Origin of the sequence: Streptomyces hawaiiensis (genome assembly GCF_004803895.1) — a bacterium.
Taxonomy (GTDB): domain Bacteria; phylum Actinomycetota; class Actinomycetes; order Streptomycetales; family Streptomycetaceae; genus Streptomyces; species Streptomyces hawaiiensis.
This window is the reverse complement of sequence record NZ_CP021978.1, coordinates 7,116,928-7,141,193: the sequence shown is the minus strand read 5'-3', so window position 1 is coordinate 7,141,193 and position 24,266 is coordinate 7,116,928. Positions and strand designations below refer to the sequence as shown.

Below are 24,266 nucleotides of genomic sequence, written 5' to 3'. Positions count from 1 at the left end.
AGGGATGCGGTCGGGACGCGGGTCATCGCGTCGTTGACCGCCGTGACGGCGGCGGGCAGGGCGGGCTGCCCGGCGGCACGGGAGGCCAGCAGCGACCTGACCTGCTCGCGCAGCGAGCGCAACCGTGTCGCGCACACCTCCGCCAAGCCGGCGCCGGCCAGGGCGAGGTCGCGCCGCGCCAGCCACTGTTCGGCCCGGGCGGGGGTGCCCAGGAGGTCGGCCATGTGCCCGCCGGGCAGCGCCATGGCGCTGTTGGCCAGGCCCAGGGCGGGATGCTCCGCCTCGCCCGGCGCCGACGGCAGGGCGGCTCCTTCGGTTGCGGACTCTTCCACGCGTTCCGCACGGCACCCCTGAGCAGGTCACCGCCCACCTCGAAAGCGTCCAGCACCGTATCCGCGTACGGCCGGAGGTCCTCGACGCTCCACTGGCCCCAGTCGGCCTCGGTCACCATGCCGGAGAGCTTGGAGCCGGTGTTGGGCAGCGAGGCCAGCAGGCGCACCGAGTCCGCCCATGGCCGCAGCTCGCCCGAGGCGATGGGGGGCTTGCCCGCGTGTTCGAGTACGAAGGTCAGGCCGGGAAGCAGCCGGGCGGCCGCATGCGCGGCCGCGAGCTGGTGAGGCTTGACAACCAGGTCGTACACGAGCCCTGCCTCGGCCACTGCGGCGAGCCCACGCAGCACGTCCGGCCGCACCAGCCAGTGAGGATCGGATTCGCCCTGCACCTGATGGCGGATGCCCACCAGGTGCTCGCCACCCGGCCCCTCCCGCAGCGCCGCGAGCGCGCGGGCGACTTCCGGGGAGGCCAGGTCGGTCCAGCCCACGACGCCGGCCACCAGGTCGCTGTCCTGGGCCAAGGCCAGGAACTCCCGCGTTTCCGCCGGTACATCGATCGTCTGGACCAGGACCGTCGCGGTGACCCCGGCGGCCCGGGCCTCCGGCTGCAGGTCGACGAGCGTGAAGTCGCGGCGCAGCGAGGCGAGTTCCCGTCCGGTGATCCAGTCCTGGTCACGGACGGAGAGGTCCCGCACGTGGTGGTGTGCGTCGATGACGCCCTCACCGGTGCTCGCCTCCATGGCGGTCACCCCCACGACTCCCCCTTCGGCCGATCGGCTTCTTCGACCGGTGTGGCAGGGACGGGGACGTGCGGGGGCCGCAGCCCCTCGGCGCGCAGTCCGTCCCAGACCGCGGCCGGCATGGTTCGCCGCAGCTGATCCACTGTGTCGCGGACCTCCTTGGCGGAACGCGCGCCGGACAGTACGCTCGCGACCGCCGGATGGCCGAACGGGAAGCGCAGAGCGGCTGCGCGCAGCGGTACGCCGTGGCGTTCGGTGACCGCCTTCATGCGCAACGCCCGGTCCAGCACGTGTCGTGGGGCCGGCGCGTAGTCGTACGTGGCCCCGGGTTTCGGGTCGGTGAGCAGACCCGAGTTGAACACCCCGCCGACGATGACACTCCTGCCGCGGGCGGCGGCCTCCGGCAGCACCTCAGCAAGTCCCTCCTGCTCCAGCAGGGTGTAGCGGCCGGCCAGCAGCACGACGTCGATGTCCGTTTCGCGCAGGAAGCGGGCGGGGAGCGCGCACTGGTTCACTCCGATGCCGATCGCCTTGACGACACCTTCACCGCGCAGCCGTTCCAACGCAGGGTATGCCTCGGTAAGAGCCTGCTCGGCGTGGCGGTCCGGGTCGTGCAGCAAGGCGATGTCCACACGGTCGAGGCCGAGGCGGTCCAGGCTCGCTTCCAGGGAGCGCAGGACTCCGTCGCAGCTGAAGTCCCAGACCCGCCGGTGGGTGTCGCGCACGGCGAAGCCGTGGGCGAGATCATCGCCGCGACCGCCTTCAGAGTTGGGTTCGAGCAGTCGTCCGACCTTGGTGGAGACGGTGTACGTGTCGCGGTCGCGTCCGCGCAGCGCGGCGCCCAGGCGTCGCTCGGACAGCCCGAGTCCGTAGTGCGGGGCGGTGTCGAAGGTGCGTACGCCCGCGTCCCAGGCGGCCTCCACCGTGGCGGACGCGGCTTCGTCGGTGACCGGGCGGAAGAGGTTGCCGATGCCGGCGGCCCCGAACGACAGCTCGGTGACCCTGACACCAGTGCCGCCCAGCGTCGTCTCTCTCATGCGCCGACCGCCGGGCGCAGTCGGAGCCCCTGCATGCCACCGTCGACGGCGAGGGCTGTGCCGGTGACGGACGCCGCAGCGGGGCTCGCCAGGTAGACCACGGCTGCCGCCACCTCGTCCGCGGCGACCAGGCGGCCCAGGGGCTGGCGTCCGTCGAGGGCGACTCGTTCCGCCTCCGGGTCGACTGCGGCGTCCAGGAGCCGGGTCACCCAGGGTGTGTCGGCGGTGCCGGGGTTGACGCAGTTGACGCGGATGCCCTCACGGACATGGTCCGCGGCCATCGCCAAGGTCAGTGAAAGCACCGCACCCTTGCTCGCGGAGTACAGGGCGCGCTGAGGGAGGCCCGCGGTGGCCGCGATGGAGCATGTGTTGACGACCGCCGCGTGCGACGAGCGCCGCAGATACGGCAGGGCTGCCCGGGTGGTGCGCACCGTCCCCAGGACGTTGACATCGAGGATGCGGTGCCACTCCTCGTCCGGGTTGTCCTCGACGGTACCGACGGCGCCGATGCCCGCGTTGTTGACCAGGATGTCCAGGCCACCGAGCCGCTCGGCAGCGGCGTCCACGGCGACTCGTACCGAGGCGTCGTCGCCGAGGTCGGCCTTGAGGGCGATCAGCGGCTCGGGGGCGCCGGAGGGGTCGAGGTCGAGAACGGCCACCGTGGCGCCGTGCTCGGCCAGCATCCGGGACGTGGCCAGCCCGATGCCGGAGCCGCCGCCGGTGACGACGGCCTTGAGCCCTGACAGGCCGCTCATACTGCTCAAAGGGGTGCCCTTCACGCTTGGCCGAAGGTCTGGCGCTGGCCGCCGAGGCCGTCGACGGAGAGCTCGACGGTGTCGCCGGAGCGGAGGTAGGGGGTGCCGGGGAGGCCGAGGGCCACGCCTGCGGGAGTACCGGTGTTGATCACGTCGCCCGGCTCCAGGACCATGTACTGGCTCACGTACGACACGAGGTGGTCGACCGGGAAGATCATGTCGCCGGTGTGGCCGTTCTGCCGCTTCACGCCGTTGACGCTCAGGTGCAGGCCGAGGTTCTGTGGGTCACCGACCTCGTCGGCGGTGACCAGCCAGGGGCCGAGTGGGTTGAAGGTCTCGCAGGACTTGCCCAGGTCCCACTGCGACGAGAACTCCAGCTGGAACTCGCGCTCGGAGACGTCATGGCTGACCGCAGTCCAGTTCGGGCAGACTGCCCGTCGCGACCGCCGCCCGAGCCCGGTCGACACCGTCCGAGGCGAGGAAGGCGCCGTCGATGTCGGAGGTCACGGAGGACAGGTCGAGCAGCCGGCCTTCCTCGGTGCGGACTGCGGGACTCTCCTCGCCGGGCGCGCCGACTCGTAGAAGTTTCACTGGGCGTTTCCTTGCCATGGGTGGTTGTCAGGTGGCTCGGGCGAGGGATGGGGGATCGCGGGTGAGCGTCACGGTGTGCCGGGATCGCTCAGATGCAGATCTCGGTCAGGTCCGACCAGTTGCCTCCGGTGCCGGTATCGGCCCAGGGCTCCTGGCAGGGGTCGGTGAGCTTCCACCAGGCCTGGGTGGTCGGGTCGGCGCCGATCGCGGCCATGTCGGCCTCGAAGTCGTCGCCGTGGTACTCGAAGTAGCCGAACAGCGTGTCCTCGCGCAGAAAGATGCTGTAGTTACGGATGTTCGCGGCCCGCAGCGCGGCCTCGACGCCCGGCCAGACCGCGGAGTGCAGGCGCAGATACGGCTCACGGTGCTCGGGCCGCAGGCGGATCGTCTGGGCAACCCGTTTCATCGGGGTCCTTCCGGCGAGTGTGGGAGGCGTCGCCCATACGGCGGCGTAGCCACTACGACGCGGCGCCAATGGTGCGGCTGCCGCCTCACTCTTTTGTCGCGCCGGCGAGCATGCCGGACACGAGAGCGCGTTGGGAGAAGAGGAACACGATCAGAACAGGGACGATGGTCACCAGGGTGGCCAGGGCCAGTTCGGGCCGCAGGATCTGGTTTCCCGCGCCGCCGGCGGTGTTGAACAGCGGCGAGGCGGCGAGCAGGTTGTTCAAGCCCACCTGCGCCGGGTATTGGGAGCTGTCGGGCAGCATCACGAACGGCAGGAAGAAGTTGTTCCAGTTGCCGACGAAGTTGAAGAAGCCGACCAGGGCGATCACGGGCTTGGCCAGTGGCATCGCGATGAGACGGAAGACCTGCCACTCCGAGCAGCCGTCGATGCGCGCTGCGGCCAGCAGGTCGGAGGGGACGTTGGAGGAGAAGTAGATGTAGGTGAGGTAGACGCCGAACGGGAAGAAGGAGAAGGGCAGGATCACCGACCAGATCGTGCCGTCCAGGTGCACGGCGTTCATCCCCAGGTACAGGGGCAGCACCATCGCGGCCGTCGGCATGAGCATCACGAGCATGGTGATGGTCAGCAGCAGCCGTCGCCCGATGAACTGGGTGAGAGCCAGCGCGTACCCGGCGGGGATCGACGTCACCAGGGTCACGGCCAGCGCGCCGAACGTGTAGAGCGCCGAGTTCAGCAGCCAGGTGAGGATGGCGCCGTCCTGGAACGCGTAGAGGTGGTGCCAGGCGTCGGCGACCGCGCCGAGCGAGCCGAAGGAGAACGGGTTGTCCCGCACGATCTGGCCGTCGGTCTTGGTCGGGGCCAGCAGGAGCCACACCACCGGCACGCAGAAGAACAGCGCGGACAGGCCCATGACGATGAGCCAGGCCAGCCGGGCGGCCAGTGACCTCGGGCGGCGCTTTCGGCGCATGGGCTTCCTCGGGCTGGTGCCGGCGCCGGCGGTACGGGGCGGCGGGGTTCGGCGGGCTGTGGTCGTGGGAGCTGTGCGCATCTTCAGTCCCTGTCGAACATGCCGGTACGGAAGACGACGAGCGCCGCGCAGGCGAGGCCCAGGATGAGGAGGTCGACGGAGAGCGCCGCCGCGCCGTTGAAGTCGCCTGCCTGGAAGGCGTACTGGTAGGAGAGCTGGTTCGGTGACCAGCTGTCGGGGATCATGCCCCAGCTGGCGAGGGAGACCAGTTGCGGCTCGACGAAGAGCTGGGTGCCGGCCGCGAAGGCCAGGATCAGCATGTACGCGATCCACTTGGTGATCATCGGGATCTGGATGCGCAGGGCGACCTGGAGCGTGCTGGCGCCGTCGATGCGAGCGGCCTCCAGGATTTCGTCGGGGATGCTGTTGAGCGCGCCGTACATGACCACGATCCAGCCGCCGGCCCCGGTCCAGAACGCGATGACGGTGAAGAGCACCGGCAGGTGTCCGGGGGCGTTGACCTGGGCGAGGGTGTTCCAGCCGAAGCCCTTCAGCAGCCAGCCGACGGGGCTGGCGGCCGGATCGAGGAGGATCAGGAAGAGCAGTACGCTCGCCACTCCGGCGAGGGCTCCCGGCAGGTAGAACAGGAACCGCAAGGTGGTGGAGGCCCTGCGCATGCGGCCGTGCAGCATCAGGGAGAGCAGCACCACCAGGATCATCAGGCTGGCCAGCCAGACCACCAGGTACAGGCCGATGTGGAGGAAGGCCGGTCCGAAGCGGTAGTCGGCGAACGTCCGGGTGAAGTTGCCGAGTCCGACGAGCTGGTTGCGGGAGTTGGACAGCGCCAGCCACACCGCGTAACAGGTGGGCAGGACGCCGAAGGCGAGCAGGAGGAGGACGTAGCCGGAGACGAAGACGTAGCCGGCGCGTCCGGCGGGGTTGCGGGCGGAGCGGCCGCGTCGGCGGCCGCTGCGCTCCGTCGCCAGATGGGTGGTCATGGGTCCGCTTCGCTAGTCGACGGTGTAGCCGAGGGACTTGGCCTTGTCGGTGATGGCCGTCTGCCAGGTGTCCAGGGTGTCGGTGAGGGTCTTGCCGGAGTTCAGGGCGGGGACCACGGTGGAGGAGTAGATGGCTTCCTGGCTGTACTGGGTGGCGGCCCAGCCGGGCCAGATCAGTTCCGCGGATTCCTTGAAGACGGGGCCGACGTCCTCGGCGAAGTAGCCGGTCTTCTTCTGGTTGGCGAGCCAGGTGACCGCGGCCTTCTTGGACGCGGGGTAGGTGCCCGCGGTGCCCTGGTAGGCGTCGGAGGTCGTCATCCAGGTGACCAGGTCGGCGGACGCCTTGAGGTTCTTGCTGTGGGAGGAGACGAACCACAGTCCGCCGCCGACGTTGCCGGTGTAGTTCTTGGCGTCGCCCTCGAACTTCGGCGGGGAGGCGGCGGCGATCTGCCCCTTGGGGGTCTTGAAGGTGGAGTTGAAGAGCACCTGGCCGAACCAGGAGGGGCCGGGGAGCATCAGGACCTTGCTCGCCTGGTTCTTGATGAAGCCGGCGCTGAAGACGGTGTCCTTGGAGACCGAGCCCTTGGCTATCAGGGTGTCGAGCAGCTTGGCCATCCGGGTGCACTTGGCATCTCGCAGGTCGACCTTGACTTTCTTGGCGCCGGTCGCCGTGCTGGCCGGGCACTGGCTCGCCCAGAAGTACACCTCGGGGCTCCAGGCGTCCCCGGCGGTGCCGACCAGGTAGCCGGGGTGCTCCTCGGCGACCTTCTCGCCGAGTGCCTGGTACTCCTCCCAGGTGGTCGGGACGGAGTAGCCGAACTTGTCCATGAGGGCCTTGTTGTACCAGAGGACGTTCTGGGCCAGGTCGTTCCGGAGGCAGTAGGTGTTGCCGTTGAAGGTGCAGGGGTTCAGCGCGCCGTCCGCGAAGCCCTTCAGCGTGGACGGGGAGATCACGCCCTGGTTGACGGGCGCGGCGTAGGGGGTCTTGCCCTGGGATGCCCAGCTGGCGTCGTTGACGTTGGCGCTGAAGGCGACGTCGGGCCACCCGCTGCCGGTCCGGTCGAACAGCTGGACCTTGGTCTGCAGGTCGTTGGCGCCGTTGGCGTCCCCGCTGTACGTGACGATCTTGATCTTCACGTTCGGGTGCGCCTTCTGGTATGCCTGCACACCGGGCACCCGGGCGGCGTCCGCCCAGACCGTGATCTCGCTGCCCTGCTGCTGAGCCACGGGCTTGAAGGCCGCCGGGGAGGACGTCGCCGTGGGTGTGGGATCCGCGCTGCCGCAGGCAGCGAGCACGAGCAGGGAGACGGCGCCCAGGACAGCGACGGCCGTGCGCCTGAGCCGGCGGCGGGAGGAAACCGGAACGTCGTCGTTCATGACTGACCTCAGATCTTGGGAAAGGACGCACAGCGGTGAGCGGCGCCGCGCTCGGGGTGTTCGAGACAGGCCGTCGGGCCTGGGGCTCCCGTCATCAGGCCCGAGGCGGGGTGACGGTCTCCTTGTCGACGAATGCCTGAAGGGCGGGAGGGTAGTCCAGGCCCGCCGGAAGGGCGACGCCCGGACCGGTGGGGGCATGAACGAGGCCGTGGGCGTCGATGCCGCTCTCACGGCTGATGGGATTGCCCATGACCAGCGACTCGTAGTAGGTGGTGTTGGAGATGGCCATGCACAGGTGCCGGTTGGGGATCTCCGGCCCGTGCACCTCGGCGCGCAGCCGGTAGGCGTCGGCGAGGTGGGCGGTGCGCATCGCGCCGGTGAAGCCGCCGCGCAGTTGGGTGGAGGCGCGGACTCCGAAGGTGGCGGCGCCGGCCTGGATGAAGTCGGCCGAGTTCATGTGCGCCCCGTCGGAGGTCTCGGCCACGAGGAGGGGAACGGCCACCGCGTCGGCGAGGCGCTTGTACGCGGTGACGCTGAACTCCCTCATCGGCTCCTCGTACCAGAGGTAGCCGGCGTCCGAGAGAGCGTGCCCGAGACGGATCGCGTCGGGGAGGTCGAAGCCCGCCGACCCGTCGAACATCAGCGGGACGTCATCCCCCACGTGCTCGCGCAGTGCCACCGACAGGCGGGCGTCGCGGCGGGCGTCACCCCAGGCGTGGAGCTTGATGGCGGGGTAGCCGAGCTCCAGGGCCTGGTCGGCGATGTCCAGGTACTCCTCGACCGAGGAGTAGGTGACGGTGGAGGCGTAGGCGGGTATCGAGGTGCGGTAACCGCCGAGCATCTGCCAGGTGGGCCGGTCGGCGAGTCGTCCGGCCAGGTCCCACAGCGCGGTGTCGACCAGCCCCAGCAGGTAGAGCGGTAGCTCCTCCGTGCGGTCCAGCTCCCACATGCGATGCCAGAGCCATTCCCGCTGCAGGGGATCCTGCCCCACCAACTCCTTGCGCAGTATGCGGTCCAGCAGGTCCGCCAGGATGACACCGCTGCCCCGCCGAGGGGACATCGCCACCCCCTCGACACCTTCGTCCGTGCGGATGCGCAGCACCGCGGCCTGGCCCTCGGACGGGCTGCCCAGGAGCCCGTCCCGCCAGACGAAGGGCGGACTGACTCCCGGCACCCGCACCGGATGGCACTCGACTTCGGCAATGCGCACGGCTTGCACCCCTTGCACGGGAAAGTACTGCTGCTCAATTTTCGTGTAACGTAAGTCGTCATACGAATGCTGTCAAGAAGTCGCGCGCAGTAGACTCGCCGCCATCCGCATCAGCAAAGGGGACCCGCATGGCCAAGGACAGCACCGGCAGGACAGGAGAGCCTCCCGTTCTCAAGCCCTGGCCCAAGCGTCCGGCCCGGCTGGCACAGGCCGTCATGGAGAGCCTCACCGACACGATCGTGTCGGGCGCCATCCCTCCAGGATCGACCCTGCCGGTCGAACCCGAGCTCTGCGAGACGTTCGGCGTCAGCCGCATCACCGTCCGCGAGGCGGTCAAGTCCCTGGAGGCCAAGGGGCTGGTCCTCGCCCGGCAGGGCTACGGCACCACCGTCACCCCGCCCGAGGAATGGAACCTCCTCGACCCCGTCGTGCTCGCCGCCACCGTCCAGCACGACGACGCGCTCGTCGTCCTCGACCAGTTGGTCGACATCCGGTCGACGCTGGAAGCACAGATGACAGCCCAGGCCGCGGAGCTGGCCACCGACGACGACCTGCGAGACATCGAGCGGCTGCTCGCCCGGCTCGACGAGGAGACCGCCTTCCCGGCACGCTTCATCGAGACCGATGTGGCCTACCACGACCGGATCATGCAGGCATCCCACAACAGGCTCGGGCGTTCCATCATCCGGATCCTCCACGCCCAGGCGCGCACGACGTTCCTGTACAACGGCACTCCGGACGCGACCGCGTGCGAGCGGGCCAACGCGGAGCACCGCGCGGTCGCCGAGCGGCTACTGGCCCGGGACTCCGAGGGGGCCGCGCAAGCCATGGCGGCACACATCACGACCGCTTGGAGCCGCCGCCGCGTGCCGAACGTCGGCTCGCCCGCCTCCTGAGAGCACCCCCACCGACTCGCCCCCGAGCCAAGCAGGCCGGGGGCGTTCGCATGTCCAGGTCCGGCCGAGTCGGCAGCGCGCGACCTATTGACGAAATTCATATGACGTCTAATGTTACATCGCTCTTACCCCTTCCCCCTCTTACCGCTGGGCTCTCCCCTGCCCGCCCACGCACACCACGGGCCCCCTGAACCTCCCGGAAGGTGTCACATGCGAACAATCCGCATACGTCCCACGGTTCCTGGCCGTCTCAGGTCATGGCTGGCCACGGCCGCCGTCCTCACTGCCTCGACCGCGGCAGTCCTCACCCAGGCCGGCCCCGCCTTCGCGGCCGGAACGACGCTCTACGCCGCGCCGAACGGCTCCGGCACCGCCTGCTCCATGAGCCGGCCGTGCTCCGTCGCCCAGGCCAAGACCAAGGTGCGGGCGGCCAACAACTCCATGACACGCGATATCACCGTCGAGCTCGCCGACGGCACCTACCGGCTCTCCGCACCGCTCGCCTTCACCTCGGCGGACTCCGGCACGGGCGGCCACACGGTGAACTGGAAGGCCGCGCCGGGCGCCCGCCCCGTCATCACCGGAGCGCGGAAGGCCACCGGCTGGACCGTGCAGGACTCGGCCAAGAACATCTGGAAGAGCAACGTCGGCACCGGCTTCGACACGCGCCACCTGTCCGTCGACGGCATCATGGCCACCAGGGCCCGCACCGAGGTCAACCGCTCGCACCTGACCGCGACGACCAGCGGCTACACGTTCACCAACAGCTCGCTGAGCTACCTCAACAGCCTCGCGCAGCCCGGCCGGACCGAGATTCACGGCATCGGATCCTTCACCGACCGCTATGCCCCGGTGGCCGGCATCAGCAGCGGCACCATCACCATGGCCCAGCCCTCGTGGAACAACAACACGTTCGGCTACGACACCCTGACGAGCCCCTTCCGGGCCGGCCCCCTCTACATCGAGAACGCCTACGAGTTCCTCGACACGGCCGGCGAGTGGTACCTCGACACCGCTACCGGCACCCTGTACTACAAGCCGCTCACCGGGCAGGACATGAGTGAGGCCGACGTCGAGGTGCCGAAGCTGGAGTCGCTGCTCAGCGTCGGGGGGACGTACTCCTCCCCCGCCACTCACATCGCCTTCTCAGGGCTGCAGTTCTCGGGCACCAGTTGGCTGGACCCCACCGACCACGGCTACGCCAGCCAGCAGACCGGCGCGTACCTCTCCGGTACCTGGGACCGCCCGTCGGACGCGCTGACCTCGTGTCAGAGCGGCTGCCGGCTCTTCGAGGCGGCACGCCCGCACTGGAAGCAGATGCCCTCCGCCGTCCAGGTCTCGGCCGCCGACCACATCACGTTCACCGGTAACCGGTTCACCCAGCTCGGACAGAACAGCCTCGGCATCGGCAACGACGCCAACGCCCACACCACCGGCGTCGGACTCGGCGCCCGCAGCATCACAGTGACCGGCAACGTCTTCACCCAGGACGCGGGCGGCGGCATCGCCGTCGGCGGCGTTCGGGCGGACGCGCACCACCCCAGTGACCGGCGGATGACCAACCGGGACTTCACGCTGACCAACAACCTCATCCATGACGTGGCGCTGGAATACCGAGACATGTCGGCCATCCTCGTCACTTACGTGAACGGCGCGACCATCTCGCACAACGAGGTGTACAACCTGCCCTACTCCGGCCTCACCATCGGGTACGGCTGGGGCGCCAACGACATCGGCGGCAGCCAGGATTACGTCAACCGGGGCCTGTACAACTACCAGCCCATCTACACGACCGCGACCACCGCCGCGAACAACCACGTCACCGACAACTACATCCACGACCTCATGCAGCAGATGACCGACGGCGGCTGCCTGTACACCCTGTCGGCGTCACCGGGCAGCACCTTCGAACGCAACTACTGCCACAGCAACAACGGTTGGTTCGGCTTCTACCACGACGAGGGCTCCCGGGACTTCACGGACACCAACAACGTCTTCCGGAACACCGGCGAATGGGGCCATGAGAACAGCAACGCGACCAACAACACCGGCGGCCTGACCCTGATCGACAACTGGACGAACAACAGTCACGCGAACATCACCAACACCAACGGCCGCGGTGACGTGGTCAGCGGCACCCTCGTCGTCAGCGACGGCAACTGGCCGTCAGCGGCCAAGAAGGTCATGGACGACGCCGGTATCCAACCCCGGTACCGTCCGCTGACCACCCACCCTGTCAGCTCCCCCTACAGTGCCTACTCATCCGTCCCCGCCAACACCGGCCAGCACGGCGGCCACTTCACGATCACCGACGCGGGCAAGGACATCTGGGGTGCCGGCGGACAGCACGACGACGAGTACGGCACCGTCTTCCGAAACGGGGCAGCTGTCGACGGCACGTCGGTGACCGCCCGGGTCGACAGCCTGGACAAGACCAGCGGCTGGGCCAAGGCCGGCGTCGTCCTGCGCAACGACCTCACGGACGACGGCTCCTCCGCCGGATACGCGGCTGTGGTGGTGACCCCGAACAACGGCGTCAGCTTCCAGCGGGACTCCAACGCCGACGGCTACCTCGACAAGCTCACGTCCACCGCTGCCACCGTCAAGGCACCGGTCTGGTTGCGGCTCACCCGCACCGCCACCCAGGTGTCCGCCCACTACTCCACCGACGGATCCACCTTCACCCAGGTCGGCTCGAAGGTGACCCTGCCGTCCATGGCGACCACCCAGGACGCCGGTGTCATCCACAGCGCCCACAGCACCACCGCCGGCAGCGCGACATTCAGCAACCTGCGCGTCGTCACCTCTCCCTACGAGGCTTACAGTTCGATTCCGGCCGCCGTCAGCCAGAGCGGCGGAGTGACCTCCCTGACCGGCGCGGGCATCGACGTATGGCGCTCCGGCACGGCATACGACGACGAGTATTCCGCCGCATACCGGACGGGGGCCGCTGGAACGTCCTCGACCGTCACCGTCCGCGTCGCCAGTCAGGACAAGACCAACAGCTGGGCCAAAGCCGGCCTGATGCTGCGAAACGACATCGCCTCCGCCGGCTCGTCCACCGGGTATCTCGTCCTCGCCACCACCCCCGGCAACGGAATCGCCCTGTCGTCGGACTCCAACGGTGACGGCTACCTCGACACCAACGCCCTCAAGACCGGAAGCGCCACCGTCGCCCCGGTCTGGCTCCGCCTGGTCAGGAGCGGCACGTCGGTCACCGGCTCCTACTCCGCCGACGGCACCACCTGGAACACCGTCGGCACCGCGACACTGACCGGGGCGAGCAGCACCCTGGACGCGGGCATGTTCTCCACGGCCCACGCCGGAAGTATCGGCACCGCGGCATTCAGCCAGTTCTCTGTCAGCTGACGAAGCGGTTCGGGTCACAATCTCCGAAATGAGCTGCGCGTGCCGGTGCGACCTCCGCACCGGCACGCGGAGCGCCGTCATGTCCGGGCCGACCTGACGCTGGCAGGTGTACCACCGCTGTGGAACCAGTTCCTCAACGGCACGATCATCATCGTCGCCCTGATCATCTCCCGCTTCGCCTCCGGCGAGAAGCAGGAATAGACACGACCCGCGAGCGGCCCCGCCGGCCGGGAGCCGGGCCCGGCGGAGTTCCTTGGGCCGGCGCATCCCCGAGTCAGAGAGGCACCCTCGTGGCACTGACGGACGAGGCGATCGACAAGATCAAAGCGATGATAGTCGCCGGCGAACTCGAGCCCGGCTCCCGGCTGCCCAAGGAGGAAGTCCTCGCCGGACAGCTCGGCCTGTCCCGGAACTCCCTGCGCGAGGCCGTCCGGGCGCTGACCGCCATGCGCATCCTGATCACCCGGCAGGGCGACGGCACGTACGTCTCCAGCCTTGAGCCCCATCTCCTGATGGAAAGCCTCTCCTTCGCCGCCGACGTCTCCCAGGGTCACACCGCTCTGCAGTTGCTCCAGGTACGACGACTGCTCGAACCGCAGGCGACCGGACTGGCCACCGCCCTGCTGAAGCAGGAGGACCTCCAGGAACTGCGCAACATCCTCGACCGGTCCCGGACCGTCACCACCGCGGAGGAGTTCGTCGCCCACGACATCGCCTTCCACCTCAGGATCGTCGAAGCCGTCGGCAACCCCGTGCTGTCGATGCTGCTGCGGGTGCTCTCCACCCGCACACAGCGAGTCCGCATCGTCCGCGGCAGCCAGACCAGTCACGCCCTGAACAACGCCCACCAGGACCACGAGCAGATCCTCAGCGCACTTCAGTCACGCGACGCCCTACTCGCCACCTCCGCGGCGACCGTCCACATCGCGGCCGTGGAGCAGTGGCTGGCCACCAGCCTGACCGATGACCCGATACGACGATCCACGACTGACAGCGAGGATTGGCCATGGCACCGCTCGGGAGTATGACTCTGCGACTGACTGACGCTTCGGCTGTCCTTTCCGAAATCGCCGGCCGGCGGAGCGGTGCCGCCGGAAGAGCCCGTGCGGCACCGCGCGAGCCACGCCGAGCCGTTGCGGTGGCGGGGCGATCGAGTCGCGCACCACGAGCCGGGATCTCGGCCCGCTCGTCGCCTGGAACGTCCTGGCCCTGCCCTGCTCATTCACCGCTCAGCGCGGAGCCGATTGCGCCTCCCACGACAGCCCGGCCACCAACCTTGGGCGGTCACCTTCCGCTTGGCACCCGCTTGGCCGGCAGGTTCCGGCGGAGCACCGTTTCACAGCCACTTTGACCATCCGTGCGTGCCCCCGGCGCCCAGGCCTTCGACTGCCATCTGGGACGTCGTCACTGCAATCAACGCCACCGATCCACAGGAGTGAGCCATGTCCTCATCAAGAATGTCTCGCCGTACGTTTCTCGGCGCGGCGGGTGCGGCGACCGCCGCGACCGCCCTGCCGGTCGTCCCCGGCTTCTCCGGCCTTCTGTCGCAGGCGGCCGCCGCTGACACGCAGACCAACCTGAGCAAGATGGTCGACATGCGGTTCGGCATGTTCAACCACTTCAGCCTGGGCACGTTCACGAACCAGGAGTGGGCCGAACCCAACCAGAGCCCCACCCTCTTCGCTCCCCCGAGCGTCAACTGCGCACAGTGGGCCGACGCGGCGGCCGCCGCGAAGATGAGTTACGGCATCCTGACCACCAAGCACCATGACGGCTTCGCCCTGTGGCCGAGCGCCTATGGCACCCAGAACGTCGCGAACAGCTCCTACAAGCAGGACGTGGTGCGGGCGTACTGCGACGCGTTCCGGGCGAAGGGGCTGAAGGTCGGGTTCTACTACTCGATCTGGGACCGTACCTTCGGCGTCGAGGCATGGGAGAGCCGGCACAAGGTGAGCGGGCTGGAAGTCACCGATGCCATCCAGCCCGGCGACATGACCTTCATGCTCGGTCAGATTCGCGAGCTGCTCACCAACTACGGCACCATCGACATGTTCATGACCGATGGTTACGCATGGCAGATGGGGCAGCAGGCCGTCTCCTACCAGCGGATCCGTTCACTGGTGAAGGAGCTGCAGCCGGACTGCGTCATGATCGACATCGGTGGGCTGGTGGAGCCCTTCCTCAGCGACGCGATCTTCTTCGAGGAGCCGCTGGGCATCACGGCGCCGACGGGCAACACCTACGCCGGAATGCAGGGACAGACCATCAGCAACGGCTGGTTCTGGCACCCCTCCACCCCGACCGAGGGCCTCATGAGCAGGTCCGCGATCCTGTCGCACCTGGCCGACCTGGAGCCGAAGTACACCTCCTTCATCCTCAACTGCCCGCCCAACCGCAACGGCCTGCTCGACACCAACGTCGTCAACCGGCTCGCCGAAGTGGGTGCCGCCTGGAGCCCGAACACCTCCCGGCCACCGCTGCCCACCCAGCCACTGCGCGCCGAGCACCCCGTCACACCGGTCAACGCGTATGCGACCGCCTTCCGCACCGGCGAGGGACCGCTCCACGCCATCGACGGACTCAGCGACGTCCGCTACGAAACCTGCTGGTCCACCTGGAGCCTGCCGCTTCCACAGTCCATCACCATCGACCTGGGCGGCGTGTGGAGCAACGTCTCCACCCTGGAGTACCTGCCCAAGCAGTGGAACCGCACCAACTCCACCGACGGCGACATCACCTCGTACACCATCCTGACCAGCACCGACGGCGTCACCTTCACCCAGATCGCCACCGGCACCTGGGCCGGCAACGGCAAGTACAAGCTGGTGGAGTGGCCCAACCGGAACGTGGGCTTCATGCGGATCCAGGTCAACGCGGCCACCGGCGACTACGCCAACATCAGCGGCCTCAGGATCGGCGGCCGCTCGGTCAAGCCCACGCTGCTGTCCACCACACTGCCCGGCGACGGCACCGTCTACCGACTGGTCGCCCGGCACAGCGGCAAGGTCGCCGACGTGGAGGGTGCGCGCACCGCCAACGGCTCCAACGTCGATCAGTGGCCATGGCTCAACCAGGCGAACCAGAAGTGGACCTTCACCAGCACCGGCGACGGCTACTACAAGATCAAGGGTGTGGGCAGCGGCAAGCTTCTGGAGGTCGCTGGACTCTCTCGCGCGGACGGCGGCAACGTAGGCATCTGGGCAGACGCCAACGCCCCCCAGCAGCACTGGGCCGTCACACCCACCGGTGACGGGAACTACTTCCTCATCAACCGCTACAGCGGGCTTGCCCTCGGCGTCGACGAGGGCAGCACCGCCGACGGCGCCAACATCGAGCAGCAGCCGTATGCGTCACAAGCGCGGCAGCAATGGCAGATCATTCCGTCCTGACCTGCCCTCCCCCCTCCCCTCCACTGCCTGTTGTTGAGGAGGAGGGGGCGGAGGGTCGTCTGTGGCTGAACGGAACCCTGCGGCTGGAGAAAGGCGCAGGACTTCGCCCACGCCCGAGCCGTCCGGGTGCCTGACCCGGCCCTCCTGCTCGTGGCCCCGGCACCCGTGGCCCCCGGGCCACGGCAGTGGGTGCCCGACCTCGGGGTCGGCCGCATCAGCGCCCTTCTAATGTCGCCCTGCCCACTCAAGCCGCCCTTGTACGACACGATCAGCGGCAGCTCCCCCGTGGAGCGGCCGGAGAGAGTGGCCACGTTTGGGACGGCGGCGGGCGGCGAGGGTTGCGGCGGACCGGCCGAAAACATAGCTTGACCCGGCGAAATGAAAGCCCTTGCCCTTCGTAAGGCATCGAAGCGGGACGCCGCAGCGCCGTGACAGCTCACGCACCGCATACCCCGACCCACGCCCCAGCACCTCAGGCACCGTGCATCACGTCGAGCTGTGGGTGCCGGACCTCCACCGCGCGCTCGCCTCGCTCGGCTGGCTGCTGGAGGCGCTGGGCTACACCCTCTTCCAATGCTGGGACGGCGGCCGCAGTTGGCGGCTCGGGCCGACCTACCTGGTCATCGAGCAGTCCCCGGACCTGAGCGCCGAACAGCACGACCGCCGCCCGGGACTGAACCACCTGGCCCCAGCAGGTCCGCAGGTCTCGACGATTTCTCTGACCCGCGGCTGCGACTGTCTCTTCCCCTCGTTCACACCAACGATGCGGCAGGCCGACAGTCACATGGTCAACAGCTGTCGTTAGGCCGGTTATTCCCGCATTGGGCACCGAATAGGCCAGTCAGCGCACTAAGTTACGCATCACGGGTCGTGCGCAGGCGAGGGGACGTAGGTGCCTGACAATCAAGATGGTTCCGATTCGGCTCCGTTCACCGAGGCGTTACTGACGTTGTACGGGCTGGCCGGTAAGCCCGCGGTGGTCAGGGTGGCGAGCAGGACAGAGGTTCCCGTCACCACGATCGACGGGTGGCTCAAGGAAGGACTGACTCCACGTAATCGCGACCAGGTCCTGACCGTGGTCGCGCACCTCCACGACGTGGCCAAGCGTCACAATGTGGCCGTACCGGGCGAGATGGGACATCCCCACTTCTGGACGAATGTACTGAAGGAACAGGCAGCCCATCGGACCTCCAAACCCGTAGTGGCTGTCCCCCGCGTAGAGGGGGCGGGGGCGGCGACGACTGCTGGTTCGGCTGATTCGAGGACGGGTCAGCCCGCGCCGCACCGCCCGAGGATCGCTGGGAAGTGGATCACCACGGGTCTCGCTGTTGTCCTGCTATCGGCGGGCGTGAGCGCCTACTGGCTCGTCCAGCGATGGGAAGGCGACAACAAGTCTGCTGATGCCGGTGCCGCTCCCAAGAAGGACCAGCCCGTGCCGCTGGTGTTTGTCAACGATGGAAAGAGCTGGCAGTGCGGGGACGCGGTGGTGGTTCCGCGTACCGTCGGCGCGGCCGGCATAGCACCCGGCTCGCGGCCCTCGGACGGGGTAGCAGCATCGAGTACTCGTCTGGGGTTCACCGTGCAGGGCATGGACGGCCAGACCGTAACTCTGCTGGATATAAAAGTGGACGTCCTCAAGAAGGAGGCTCCGCTGCGCGGTACTCGTGTCCCGGTGGTCTGCCAAGGGGATCCACCCAATCGGAACTTGACCGCCGACCTCGACCTGAAGTCCCCATACGCCCACAAGGCCCCGGCGCGCGAGGGCGATGGAGGAAGCTCCTCCGACACAGGATGGCCGTACACCGTCAGCGGCAGCGATCCGGAGCACTTTGTCGTCTCACCCACGACACGCCGACACGATGTGACCTTCACGCTGCTCCTTCAGTGGGCCTGGAACGGGCGGCGCGGGCAGATACGCATCGACGACCAGGGCAAGCCCTTCCGCGTCACTTCCGACCGCAACGCCATCCAGCTCTGCTTGGACCGGACGACGACACGCCTTCTGCCCCAGCCGAAAGGCAAGACATGCGCATCCTGAGCCGAAGGCCCGCCGCGACGAGGCGAGTGGGTCTCGTCCTGATCGCGGCGTGTGTGATGAGCGCCTGCTCCCCGTCGGGTCGTGAGGAGCAGCTTCCCCCGCTGTCGAAGGCCCCGGTATGGGAGAGAGTTCCGGCCGCCGACCTGCCGTCGGACTTCGTCGATTTCGAGCCCTCGTCGATGTCGTCGTCCACCCGCGGATTCTTCGCCGCCAGCAGTTACTCGCCCAGCGCGTCCTCCGATGTCACCCAGAAGGTGTTCGCCAGCCTCGACGGCCGCAACTGGCGGGACCGGACGCCGAGCAACATGAGTACCGCCGCCATGAGGCAGTCGCTGGCCTCCCACGGGTCCACTACCTGGCTGCTCGGTGGCCAAGGCTTCGAGATCCCGCGCGTCGCGGTATGGAAGACCACTGACAACGGGTCGTCGTGGAAGCCCGCTGCCCTGATGCCCGTCAGTCCTGACGTGGAGATCCCGGTAGCCATCGCGGTCGGCGCCTCCGGAGTCGTGGTGGTCACCAAGGTGACTCCCGGGATGGGGAAACCTGAGGAGGAGATGGCGCGACTGCGGGTGAGGTCCGCCGATACATCGGGCAAGTTCACAAGATCTTGGGAGACCCCTTGTCCCGGTCATGAGGGCAGTGAGGCAGGGGCCGAAGCCCTCGTCACCGACGACGGCTTCTACCTGTTGACCGACTGCACGACCACCGATTTCGAGCCCGCAGACAAGCTGTTCAAGTCCGCCGACGGACGGAAGTGGACACCAGATTCACTGCCCTCGAACGGCAACGAGTTCGACCACATGGCTCGCAACGGCAGCGTCACCGTATTGACGGGCGGCCTCGCCTCGGACAATGTCGAGCACACCACGCAGCCCCGCATCTGGTACCGGAAGGACAACGGCCGGTGGCGCACCACCGGGCCGCTGGACCCGGGACGTCTCCCCGACGCGGGCGTCGTCGCTCGACACGGCCAGAAGGTTGTCGCCCTCACCGCAGCCGGCACAGGCTTCGTCGCCGTAGGGTTCGCTCGCGCGCCCGACGACTCCTCCGTCGGCGCCATGTGGTTCTCGCCCGACGGAAAGAAGTGGGCCAAGCAACGCACTCGGGCCAATGGCTTCACCAGTCCGCGTTCACTCACCACTCTGACCGCACGCGGCAACACCATTGCGGTGCTGGCTTCCCACCGTTACTGGGAGACCGGCGACCCCGCGCATGCCCGGATCTGGATAGGAGACCTGGCTCCCAGGACCAGACGATCCCAAGCCCCCTCTCCGGCGCCCCTCGCGCCGTTTGTCGGTACGTGGATCTGGTCGGGGGCCAGCATTACCATCGCCCGCAACGGTGACTTCACCTACCGGTACACGACTCTCGTTCAGTGTTCCGACCACGCCCCTCCTTGCGATGAGGGCGAGAAGATGGGCGGCCGCGCCACCGGAACCCTGCGACCGGGCCACACTTCCAAGACAGCTGTAGGAACCTTCAACGAACCAGTCTCGGACGAGCCGGCAGGTTCCACGATCAAAATCACCCGGAAGTCCTACAAGACCATTGAAATCGCAGTGAACGGCAACTCGTACGGACTGTTCTGCGAGCCGCACTCCAGCCGCTGCGCCGGTCATGTCGGAGCCGGATAGAAAAGAACGTGTCAATTGCCGTTACTGTTCAGTTGATCAACCGCTGTGCGTGAAACCGTAGACGGCCAGGAAGGCGAAACCCAGGACTGAAAGGGAAACGAAGGCAGTGGATCCTCGCCAGATCGCTGCAGGAACTCCCGATCCGTCCATACGATCGAGGATGCCGAATACGGTCCCACCAAGGGCAGCAAGAAGGAGAACGACCACCACGGGCAGGCACTGAGGAGCGAACAGCACACTAAGCGCCAGAGCAGCTGTTCCGGTGAACGCGACACCTGCGCGCTTCACCGCTCCAGGAAGGCTCGCACCGTCTTTACGGTGCAAGACCCCCGCTCCGACAGCCGACAATGCGCCGACCAAGACAGCGATGACGATGCGCAAGTGGTCTGACGGTGCCGCATCCGCAGCTGCGGCGGCGATGACGTAGGCGGAATCCTTCATGACGGTCCCTCCATCTGGTCGCCCCCGGAACGACCTCGGGCGGCGTGTGAAGGAAGAGCAACAGCCTGCGGCAACCCGATCGGACCGAATTCGCCGGTATCTCGGCGAACGCGCTGGTCACGGGGCTAAAGCGAGTCGGCCCGAGTCGGACGACTCGGGCCGACTCGGGACTTCGCCAGCGCAGGGGGCAGGATGACCCACCCAGGTGACGACGAAAAAGACGCCTTCACAGAAGCGTTCTTGCAGCTGCACCGGCTCGCTGGCGCACCCCGCGCCCATGAGATCTTGGAGCGCGCAACGGCCCTCCGCGCAACGGACGAGAAGGTTCGCGAATACGGCAAACCGCCGGCAGACAGCACGATCGACGGCTGGCTGAAGAGCGGACGGGTTCCGCGCAGCGAGAACCAGCTGCTGCTCGTTGTAAGAGTCCTGACGCGAATGGCCCACCAACGGGACAAGCCGCGCCCCGTACCGGCACACCTCAAGGAACCAGATGCCTGGCGGCGCCGAATGCGGGCCTCCGGCCCTCCGCCGCTCTTTTCGAATATGTAAAATGGTTCACCACTAGAGATGCGGTACCTGCCGAGAGACGGAGATACCTCATCACCGTGGAGGGGAATTCCGCGCAACCCGTTGAAATTAACGGATTGCAGGTCGACAAAAAATGCAGTCCTCCACTGTCCGGTACCTTACTCACAAATCCGAATGCGGGTCAGGCCAACAACATCAGCCTCCTGCTCGACCTGGACGAAGAAATTCCCACACCCCGGGGAATCGAGGGTGACGGTTCGACCTCACCCAACTACTTTGCACGCCACACCGTTTCACTCAAACCGGGGGAACGAGTGAAAATCCTCGTCGACGCCTCCTCTACGAAGTACTTCTGCGAGTACACTCTCAACCTGAAAATAACTGCGGAAGACGCCCAGTTCACGCAGAAAGTCATGGACAACGGGACACCCTTCAAAGTGTCGGCGATGCTCGAAGGCAAGGGCGACAAAATACTGTCGGGTTACCAGAGCGCCTACGTAGGAGGCGTACTCAACACGTGCGGGGGGGCACCTTCCAAAAAGTTGACGCCCCTACCTGGACCTCTCTGGCGGGGGACTGCTAGAACATCTGCGGTGCTCCCGCGGGCTACTCGTCCCGCTCCGCGACGAAGATGCAGAACGGGTGGCCCGCGGGGTCCCGGTGGACACGGAAGCGCTCCTCGTCGTCGGGATCCGGCCGGTCCCGGTTGTCGAGCAGGCTGCCGCCGAGGGTGAGCACGCGCTCGTGCTGGTTCCGCAGTTCCCCCAACGAGGCGACGCTCAGATCGAGGTGCATCTGCTGGGGCACCGGGCCGTCGGGCCAATCCGGTGCTTCTCGCCGCTTCCCTTGCGCACCTCGCAGTCACCGACCCGGCCCCGCCCAGCAGCGCGATGAACTCGGCGGCCGTGCGGTGCCGCCCGGCCGTCTCGATGTGCGTCACCGGGTTCATGGCGGCGGTGGCCAGCGGACCGCTGCGGTCGTCGGTGAAGAGGCGGTCCATGATGAGACCCCGGCATCGGTAAGTCCTGTGCCCTGGAACTCGCCCGGGCGTTCCCTCAGAGGTCGCTCGGCAGGCCGAGGCCCGTGAGGGCACCGACCGGGTCCAGGTCGGGAGTGCCTCTGGGCCACCAGTCGTCGCGGCCCGGTTCGGACTCGTAGGCGTACCAGAGGCCGTCGCGGCCGAGACGGAGCTGGACGTGGCCCTGAGGGTGGGTGAGGTGGTTGCGCCAGGGGCGGAAGGCGGGCAGGTCGGCGGCGAGCAGGAGAGGGCGGGCCCGGTCGAACCGCCCGGCCGGCGGGTCCCACGGCTCCTCCAGTACGGCGAGGCCCTCCAGTCCGCCCTGACGCCAGGCGGCGACGGCGCGGGCCAGTTCGGGCGGGGTACGGCCCGCCGCGGAGGCGAGGGACGAGTAGAGCGCCCGGGTGCCGGCGGTAAGTCCCGCCCCGGGGCGGGCGGCGGCCAGGCGGACCGCGTCCTGCCAGAAGGTCAGCTGCCCGACCGGGTCACGACCGGTGCTGAGCAGGGCGTGGGCGCGGGCGGCGGCGTCCGTGGCCAACTGGTCGAGCGCGAAGGGGTCCGGGCCGCCGGGGGCCGCCGGGTAGGCCGGGGGCTGCTCGGGGTGCGCGGGCGGCGGGAGAGGTGCGGGGAGGGACGGGAGGGTGCGCGACGCGAGAACCTCCGATGCCCGCACGCCCGGCAGGGGTGCCGGGCCCCTGTCCTGCGCGGCGCGCGCCGCGCGGGTAGCGCTCAGCCGGGACAGCGCATCGAGCAGGTCCCGCTCGCCCCGGCCGCGCAGCAGGAGCAGGACGAAGGGGTCGGCGTCGAGCAGCCGGGCGGTCTGGTAGCAGAGGGCGGCCGCGTGCTTGCAGGGGTGACCTCGGTCGGGGCAGCTGCACCGGGGCTCCAGGTCACCGGGGCCGGGCAGCAGCGGCACACCGCACTCCGCGAGGGACCGCGGCATCTCCTTGTCGAGCAGCGCGGCGATATGCCCGGGGCGGTCGGCGGCCGCGTCGAGGAAACGGTCCCAGTCGGTGTCGTCGAGCGTGCGCAGGCTTACCTGGACGCGATACGGGCGGGGGCGGCTGCCCTGGACGTAGGCCAGCACGAGTCCGGGTGTGACGGTGATGGCGTCGACATGCCCCTGCCCCGCGTAGCCCCGCCCGCGCTCCAGCCGCTTCACGTCCAGCGCGCCCTGCTCCAGCGCGCCGACCCAGGCGTTTCCCCACCAGCTCTCGGCGAAGCGGTCGCCGTCCCGGGGTGGGAAGGGCGGGAAGGTGCGGCGCAGTTCGTGGTCACGGGTGGGGGCGGCCATGGAGCGGGGCGAGCGGGAGGACCGGAGGCGGTGCGACGCCGCGGTCTCGGCCGGCGTGTGGCCGACGGCCGCGGGGCTCGGCGGCGCGGTGTGGCGGGGCGCGGCGTAGTCCGAAGCCGGCGTCACAACCGAGGCCGGGACCACCGTCGCCGGGGCGTCCGCGTGCGCGAAAGAGTCCGGGTCACGGGGTGTCGGGGCGCCCGCCTGCGCGACAGGGTCCGGATCCCGACGAGCCGGGTCGTCCGCGTGCGCGACAGAGTCCGGATCCCGACGTCCCGGATTGCCCGCCTGCGCGACGAGGTCCGGGCCCCGACGTCCCGGGTCGCCCGCCCGCGCGACGAACTCCGGAGCCCCACCTGCCGGGGCGTTTGTCGCAGTCGTGGCGTCCGAGGGCTCGGACCGGGACCCCGGGGGGATTCCGGCTGCGTCCTGCGTTTCCGGGCCCGGCGCGGCTGGGCTGTGGCCGCTGTCCGGAGTCTCCTGGCCCGGCGCGGCCAGGCCGTGTCCGCTGTGTGGTCTGGCCGGGCTTCGGTCGGCGGCGCCGTGCAGCAGGTCGGTCATGCGAGAGGTTTCGCCACCCTGCCCGGTCGTCCGCACGCCGTCGGAGGTCTCGTCCGGCGGGCCCGGCATCCGGAAGGCGTCGGAGAGCAACCGCCGTACATCACGCGTGCCCCCGCCGGGGGCATCCGCGCCGGCCCGTCGCGCAGCCGCCGCTCTGGCGTCCACGGCGCTCTGCCGGGCCCGGCGCCTACGGCGGGCACCTTCCCGCTCGGTCTCCTCGCGGGCCCGCCGCGCCTCGTCCCGCGCCGCGCGCAGCGCCTCGCGCGCGACGTCCGCCGCACGCGGCCCGGTACCCGCCTGGGCGGCGGACCGCGCGGGGGCCGCGCCGGCAGGCGTGACCCCCGGCGGGCTCGTCTGCGGGTCGCCGGATGCCTGCGGCTCGCGTGTCGCAGCCACCGGGGTGTCCTCAGGCGCACTGACCGTCTCGGCCGCACCAGCGACCTCACCCGCACTGACCGTCTCGGCCGCACCAGCGACCTCACCCGCACTGACCGTCTCGGGCGCACCAGCGACCCTGGAGGCACCAGCCTCGGGAGCACCCGTGCCCGTTCTCCGCAGGGCCTCGCGCACCGCGTCTGCCGGTCCGCGTGTTTCCTGGTCGGCGGCTTCTGCGGCCGGGGGCGGTCCCGGTCGGGGAGCCGGTGCCGGGGCGGGGTCCTGGGCTGTCCGCTCACGGGCC

At 68.7% G+C, this 24,266-nt stretch carries 17 protein-coding genes and 4 pseudogenes; 8 read left to right on the top strand and 13 right to left on the bottom strand.

What is annotated here, in order from left to right:
* Nucleotides 1-8: 8 nt before the first annotated feature.
* The 10 genes and pseudogenes from CEB94_RS42300 to CEB94_RS32720 all read right to left on the bottom strand — a co-directional run.
* A pseudogene (locus CEB94_RS42300) lies at nucleotides 9-224 on the bottom strand (ABATE domain-containing protein); the annotation flags it as partial.
* 149 nt (nucleotides 225-373) lie between these two features.
* A pseudogene (locus CEB94_RS32760) lies at nucleotides 374-1,072 on the bottom strand (amidohydrolase family protein); the annotation flags it as partial.
* A 5-nt stretch (nucleotides 1,073-1,077) separates the two neighbouring features.
* Nucleotides 1,078-2,109 (bottom strand): aldo/keto reductase, encoded by a 1,032-nt coding sequence (locus tag CEB94_RS32755; protein ID WP_175435616.1) that lies wholly within the window; start codon nucleotides 2,107-2,109, stop codon nucleotides 1,078-1,080.
* The gene (locus CEB94_RS32750) at nucleotides 2,106-2,864 is read right to left on the bottom strand and encodes an SDR family NAD(P)-dependent oxidoreductase (RefSeq protein ID WP_175435615.1); all 759 of its coding nucleotides are present in this window, start codon (nucleotides 2,862-2,864) and stop codon (nucleotides 2,106-2,108) included. The genes CEB94_RS32755 and CEB94_RS32750 overlap by 4 nt, the downstream gene beginning before the upstream one ends.
* A gap of 20 nt (nucleotides 2,865-2,884) precedes the next feature.
* Nucleotides 2,885-3,455: pseudogene (locus tag CEB94_RS32745) on the bottom strand (fumarylacetoacetate hydrolase family protein).
* Between the two features lie 88 nt (nucleotides 3,456-3,543).
* The gene (locus CEB94_RS32740) at nucleotides 3,544-3,861 is read right to left on the bottom strand and encodes an L-rhamnose mutarotase (RefSeq protein ID WP_175435614.1); all 318 of its coding nucleotides are present in this window, start codon (nucleotides 3,859-3,861) and stop codon (nucleotides 3,544-3,546) included.
* Between the two features lie 85 nt (nucleotides 3,862-3,946).
* Nucleotides 3,947-4,831 carry a carbohydrate ABC transporter permease gene (locus CEB94_RS32735; RefSeq protein WP_175435613.1) on the bottom strand — a complete coding sequence of 295 codons (885 nt, stop codon included), beginning with the start codon at nucleotides 4,829-4,831 and terminating at the stop codon, nucleotides 3,947-3,949.
* Nucleotides 4,832-4,914: 83 nt separating this feature from the next.
* Complete coding sequence (locus tag CEB94_RS32730; protein ID WP_175435612.1) at nucleotides 4,915-5,829, bottom strand: carbohydrate ABC transporter permease; 915 nt, start codon at nucleotides 5,827-5,829, stop codon at nucleotides 4,915-4,917.
* A 12-nt stretch (nucleotides 5,830-5,841) separates the two neighbouring features.
* Complete coding sequence (locus CEB94_RS32725) at nucleotides 5,842-7,206, bottom strand: ABC transporter substrate-binding protein (RefSeq protein WP_175435611.1); 1,365 nt, start codon at nucleotides 7,204-7,206, stop codon at nucleotides 5,842-5,844.
* 94 nt (nucleotides 7,207-7,300) lie between these two features.
* On the bottom strand, nucleotides 7,301-8,416 hold the full coding sequence (locus CEB94_RS32720; RefSeq protein WP_175435610.1) for an enolase C-terminal domain-like protein: 1,116 nt from the start codon (nucleotides 8,414-8,416) through the stop codon (nucleotides 7,301-7,303).
* Between the two features lie 128 nt (nucleotides 8,417-8,544).
* On the opposite strand from CEB94_RS32720, the gene CEB94_RS32715 reads away from it, so the two are divergent.
* From CEB94_RS32715 to CEB94_RS32680, 8 genes and pseudogenes are all read left to right on the top strand, one after another.
* Entirely contained in the window at nucleotides 8,545-9,312 is a 768-nt protein-coding gene (locus tag CEB94_RS32715; protein ID WP_175435609.1) for a FadR/GntR family transcriptional regulator, read from the top strand.
* A 210-nt stretch (nucleotides 9,313-9,522) separates the two neighbouring features.
* Nucleotides 9,523-12,681 (top strand): DUF1349 domain-containing protein, encoded by a 3,159-nt coding sequence (locus tag CEB94_RS32710; protein ID WP_175435608.1) that lies wholly within the window; start codon nucleotides 9,523-9,525, stop codon nucleotides 12,679-12,681.
* Between the two features lie 93 nt (nucleotides 12,682-12,774).
* A pseudogene (locus CEB94_RS32705) lies at nucleotides 12,775-12,882 on the top strand (ABC transporter permease); the annotation flags it as partial.
* Between the two features lie 89 nt (nucleotides 12,883-12,971).
* Complete coding sequence (locus CEB94_RS32700) at nucleotides 12,972-13,709, top strand: FadR/GntR family transcriptional regulator (RefSeq protein ID WP_175435607.1); 738 nt, start codon at nucleotides 12,972-12,974, stop codon at nucleotides 13,707-13,709.
* A gap of 414 nt (nucleotides 13,710-14,123) precedes the next feature.
* Nucleotides 14,124-16,070: an RICIN domain-containing protein gene (locus CEB94_RS32695; protein ID WP_175435606.1), complete on the top strand. Its 1,947-nt coding sequence runs from the start codon at nucleotides 14,124-14,126 to the stop codon at nucleotides 16,068-16,070.
* A 481-nt stretch (nucleotides 16,071-16,551) separates the two neighbouring features.
* Entirely contained in the window at nucleotides 16,552-16,875 is a 324-nt protein-coding gene (locus CEB94_RS41220) for a VOC family protein (RefSeq protein WP_246111978.1), read from the top strand.
* An 87-nt stretch (nucleotides 16,876-16,962) separates the two neighbouring features.
* The gene (locus tag CEB94_RS32685; protein WP_175435605.1) at nucleotides 16,963-18,108 is read left to right on the top strand and encodes a hypothetical protein; all 1,146 of its coding nucleotides are present in this window, start codon (nucleotides 16,963-16,965) and stop codon (nucleotides 18,106-18,108) included.
* Nucleotides 18,096-19,742 (top strand): hypothetical protein, encoded by a 1,647-nt coding sequence (locus CEB94_RS32680; protein ID WP_175435604.1) that lies wholly within the window; start codon nucleotides 18,096-18,098, stop codon nucleotides 19,740-19,742. The genes CEB94_RS32685 and CEB94_RS32680 overlap by 13 nt, the downstream gene beginning before the upstream one ends.
* A 36-nt stretch (nucleotides 19,743-19,778) precedes the next feature.
* On the opposite strand, the gene CEB94_RS32675 is transcribed toward CEB94_RS32680, so the two are convergent.
* The 3 genes from CEB94_RS32675 to CEB94_RS32665 all read right to left on the bottom strand — a co-directional run bounded on the left by CEB94_RS32675 (nucleotide 19,779) and on the right by CEB94_RS32665 (nucleotide 23,983).
* The gene (locus CEB94_RS32675) at nucleotides 19,779-20,183 is read right to left on the bottom strand and encodes a hypothetical protein (protein ID WP_175435603.1); all 405 of its coding nucleotides are present in this window, start codon (nucleotides 20,181-20,183) and stop codon (nucleotides 19,779-19,781) included.
* 1,137 nt (nucleotides 20,184-21,320) lie between these two features.
* Entirely contained in the window at nucleotides 21,321-21,575 is a 255-nt protein-coding gene (locus tag CEB94_RS32670; RefSeq protein WP_342790436.1) for a VOC family protein, read from the bottom strand.
* Nucleotides 21,576-21,769: 194 nt separating this feature from the next.
* Nucleotides 21,770-23,983: an SWIM zinc finger family protein gene (locus CEB94_RS32665; RefSeq protein WP_175435602.1), complete on the bottom strand. Its 2,214-nt coding sequence runs from the start codon at nucleotides 23,981-23,983 to the stop codon at nucleotides 21,770-21,772.
* Nucleotides 23,984-24,266: the final 283 nt, after the last annotated feature.

Coding starts and splice junctions, on each gene's coding strand:
- CEB94_RS32680 (WP_175435604.1), top strand. CDS start 18,096: ATGCGCATCCTGAGCCGAAGGCCCGCCGCGACGAGGCGAGTGGGTCTC.
- CEB94_RS32675 (WP_175435603.1), bottom strand. CDS start 20,183: ATGAAGGATTCCGCCTACGTCATCGCCGCCGCAGCTGCGGATGCGGCA.
- CEB94_RS32750 (WP_175435615.1), bottom strand. CDS start 2,864: ATGAGCGGCCTGTCAGGGCTCAAGGCCGTCGTCACCGGCGGCGGCTCC.
- CEB94_RS32730 (WP_175435612.1), bottom strand. CDS start 5,829: ATGACCACCCATCTGGCGACGGAGCGCAGCGGCCGCCGACGCGGCCGC.
- CEB94_RS32755 (WP_175435616.1), bottom strand. CDS start 2,109: ATGAGAGAGACGACGCTGGGCGGCACTGGTGTCAGGGTCACCGAGCTG.
- CEB94_RS32710 (WP_175435608.1), top strand. CDS start 9,523: ATGCGAACAATCCGCATACGTCCCACGGTTCCTGGCCGTCTCAGGTCA.
- CEB94_RS32725 (WP_175435611.1), bottom strand. CDS start 7,206: ATGAACGACGACGTTCCGGTTTCCTCCCGCCGCCGGCTCAGGCGCACG.
- CEB94_RS32695 (WP_175435606.1), top strand. CDS start 14,124: ATGTCCTCATCAAGAATGTCTCGCCGTACGTTTCTCGGCGCGGCGGGT.
- CEB94_RS32740 (WP_175435614.1), bottom strand. CDS start 3,861: ATGAAACGGGTTGCCCAGACGATCCGCCTGCGGCCCGAGCACCGTGAG.
- CEB94_RS32735 (WP_175435613.1), bottom strand. CDS start 4,831: ATGCGCCGAAAGCGCCGCCCGAGGTCACTGGCCGCCCGGCTGGCCTGG.
- CEB94_RS32715 (WP_175435609.1), top strand. CDS start 8,545: ATGGCCAAGGACAGCACCGGCAGGACAGGAGAGCCTCCCGTTCTCAAG.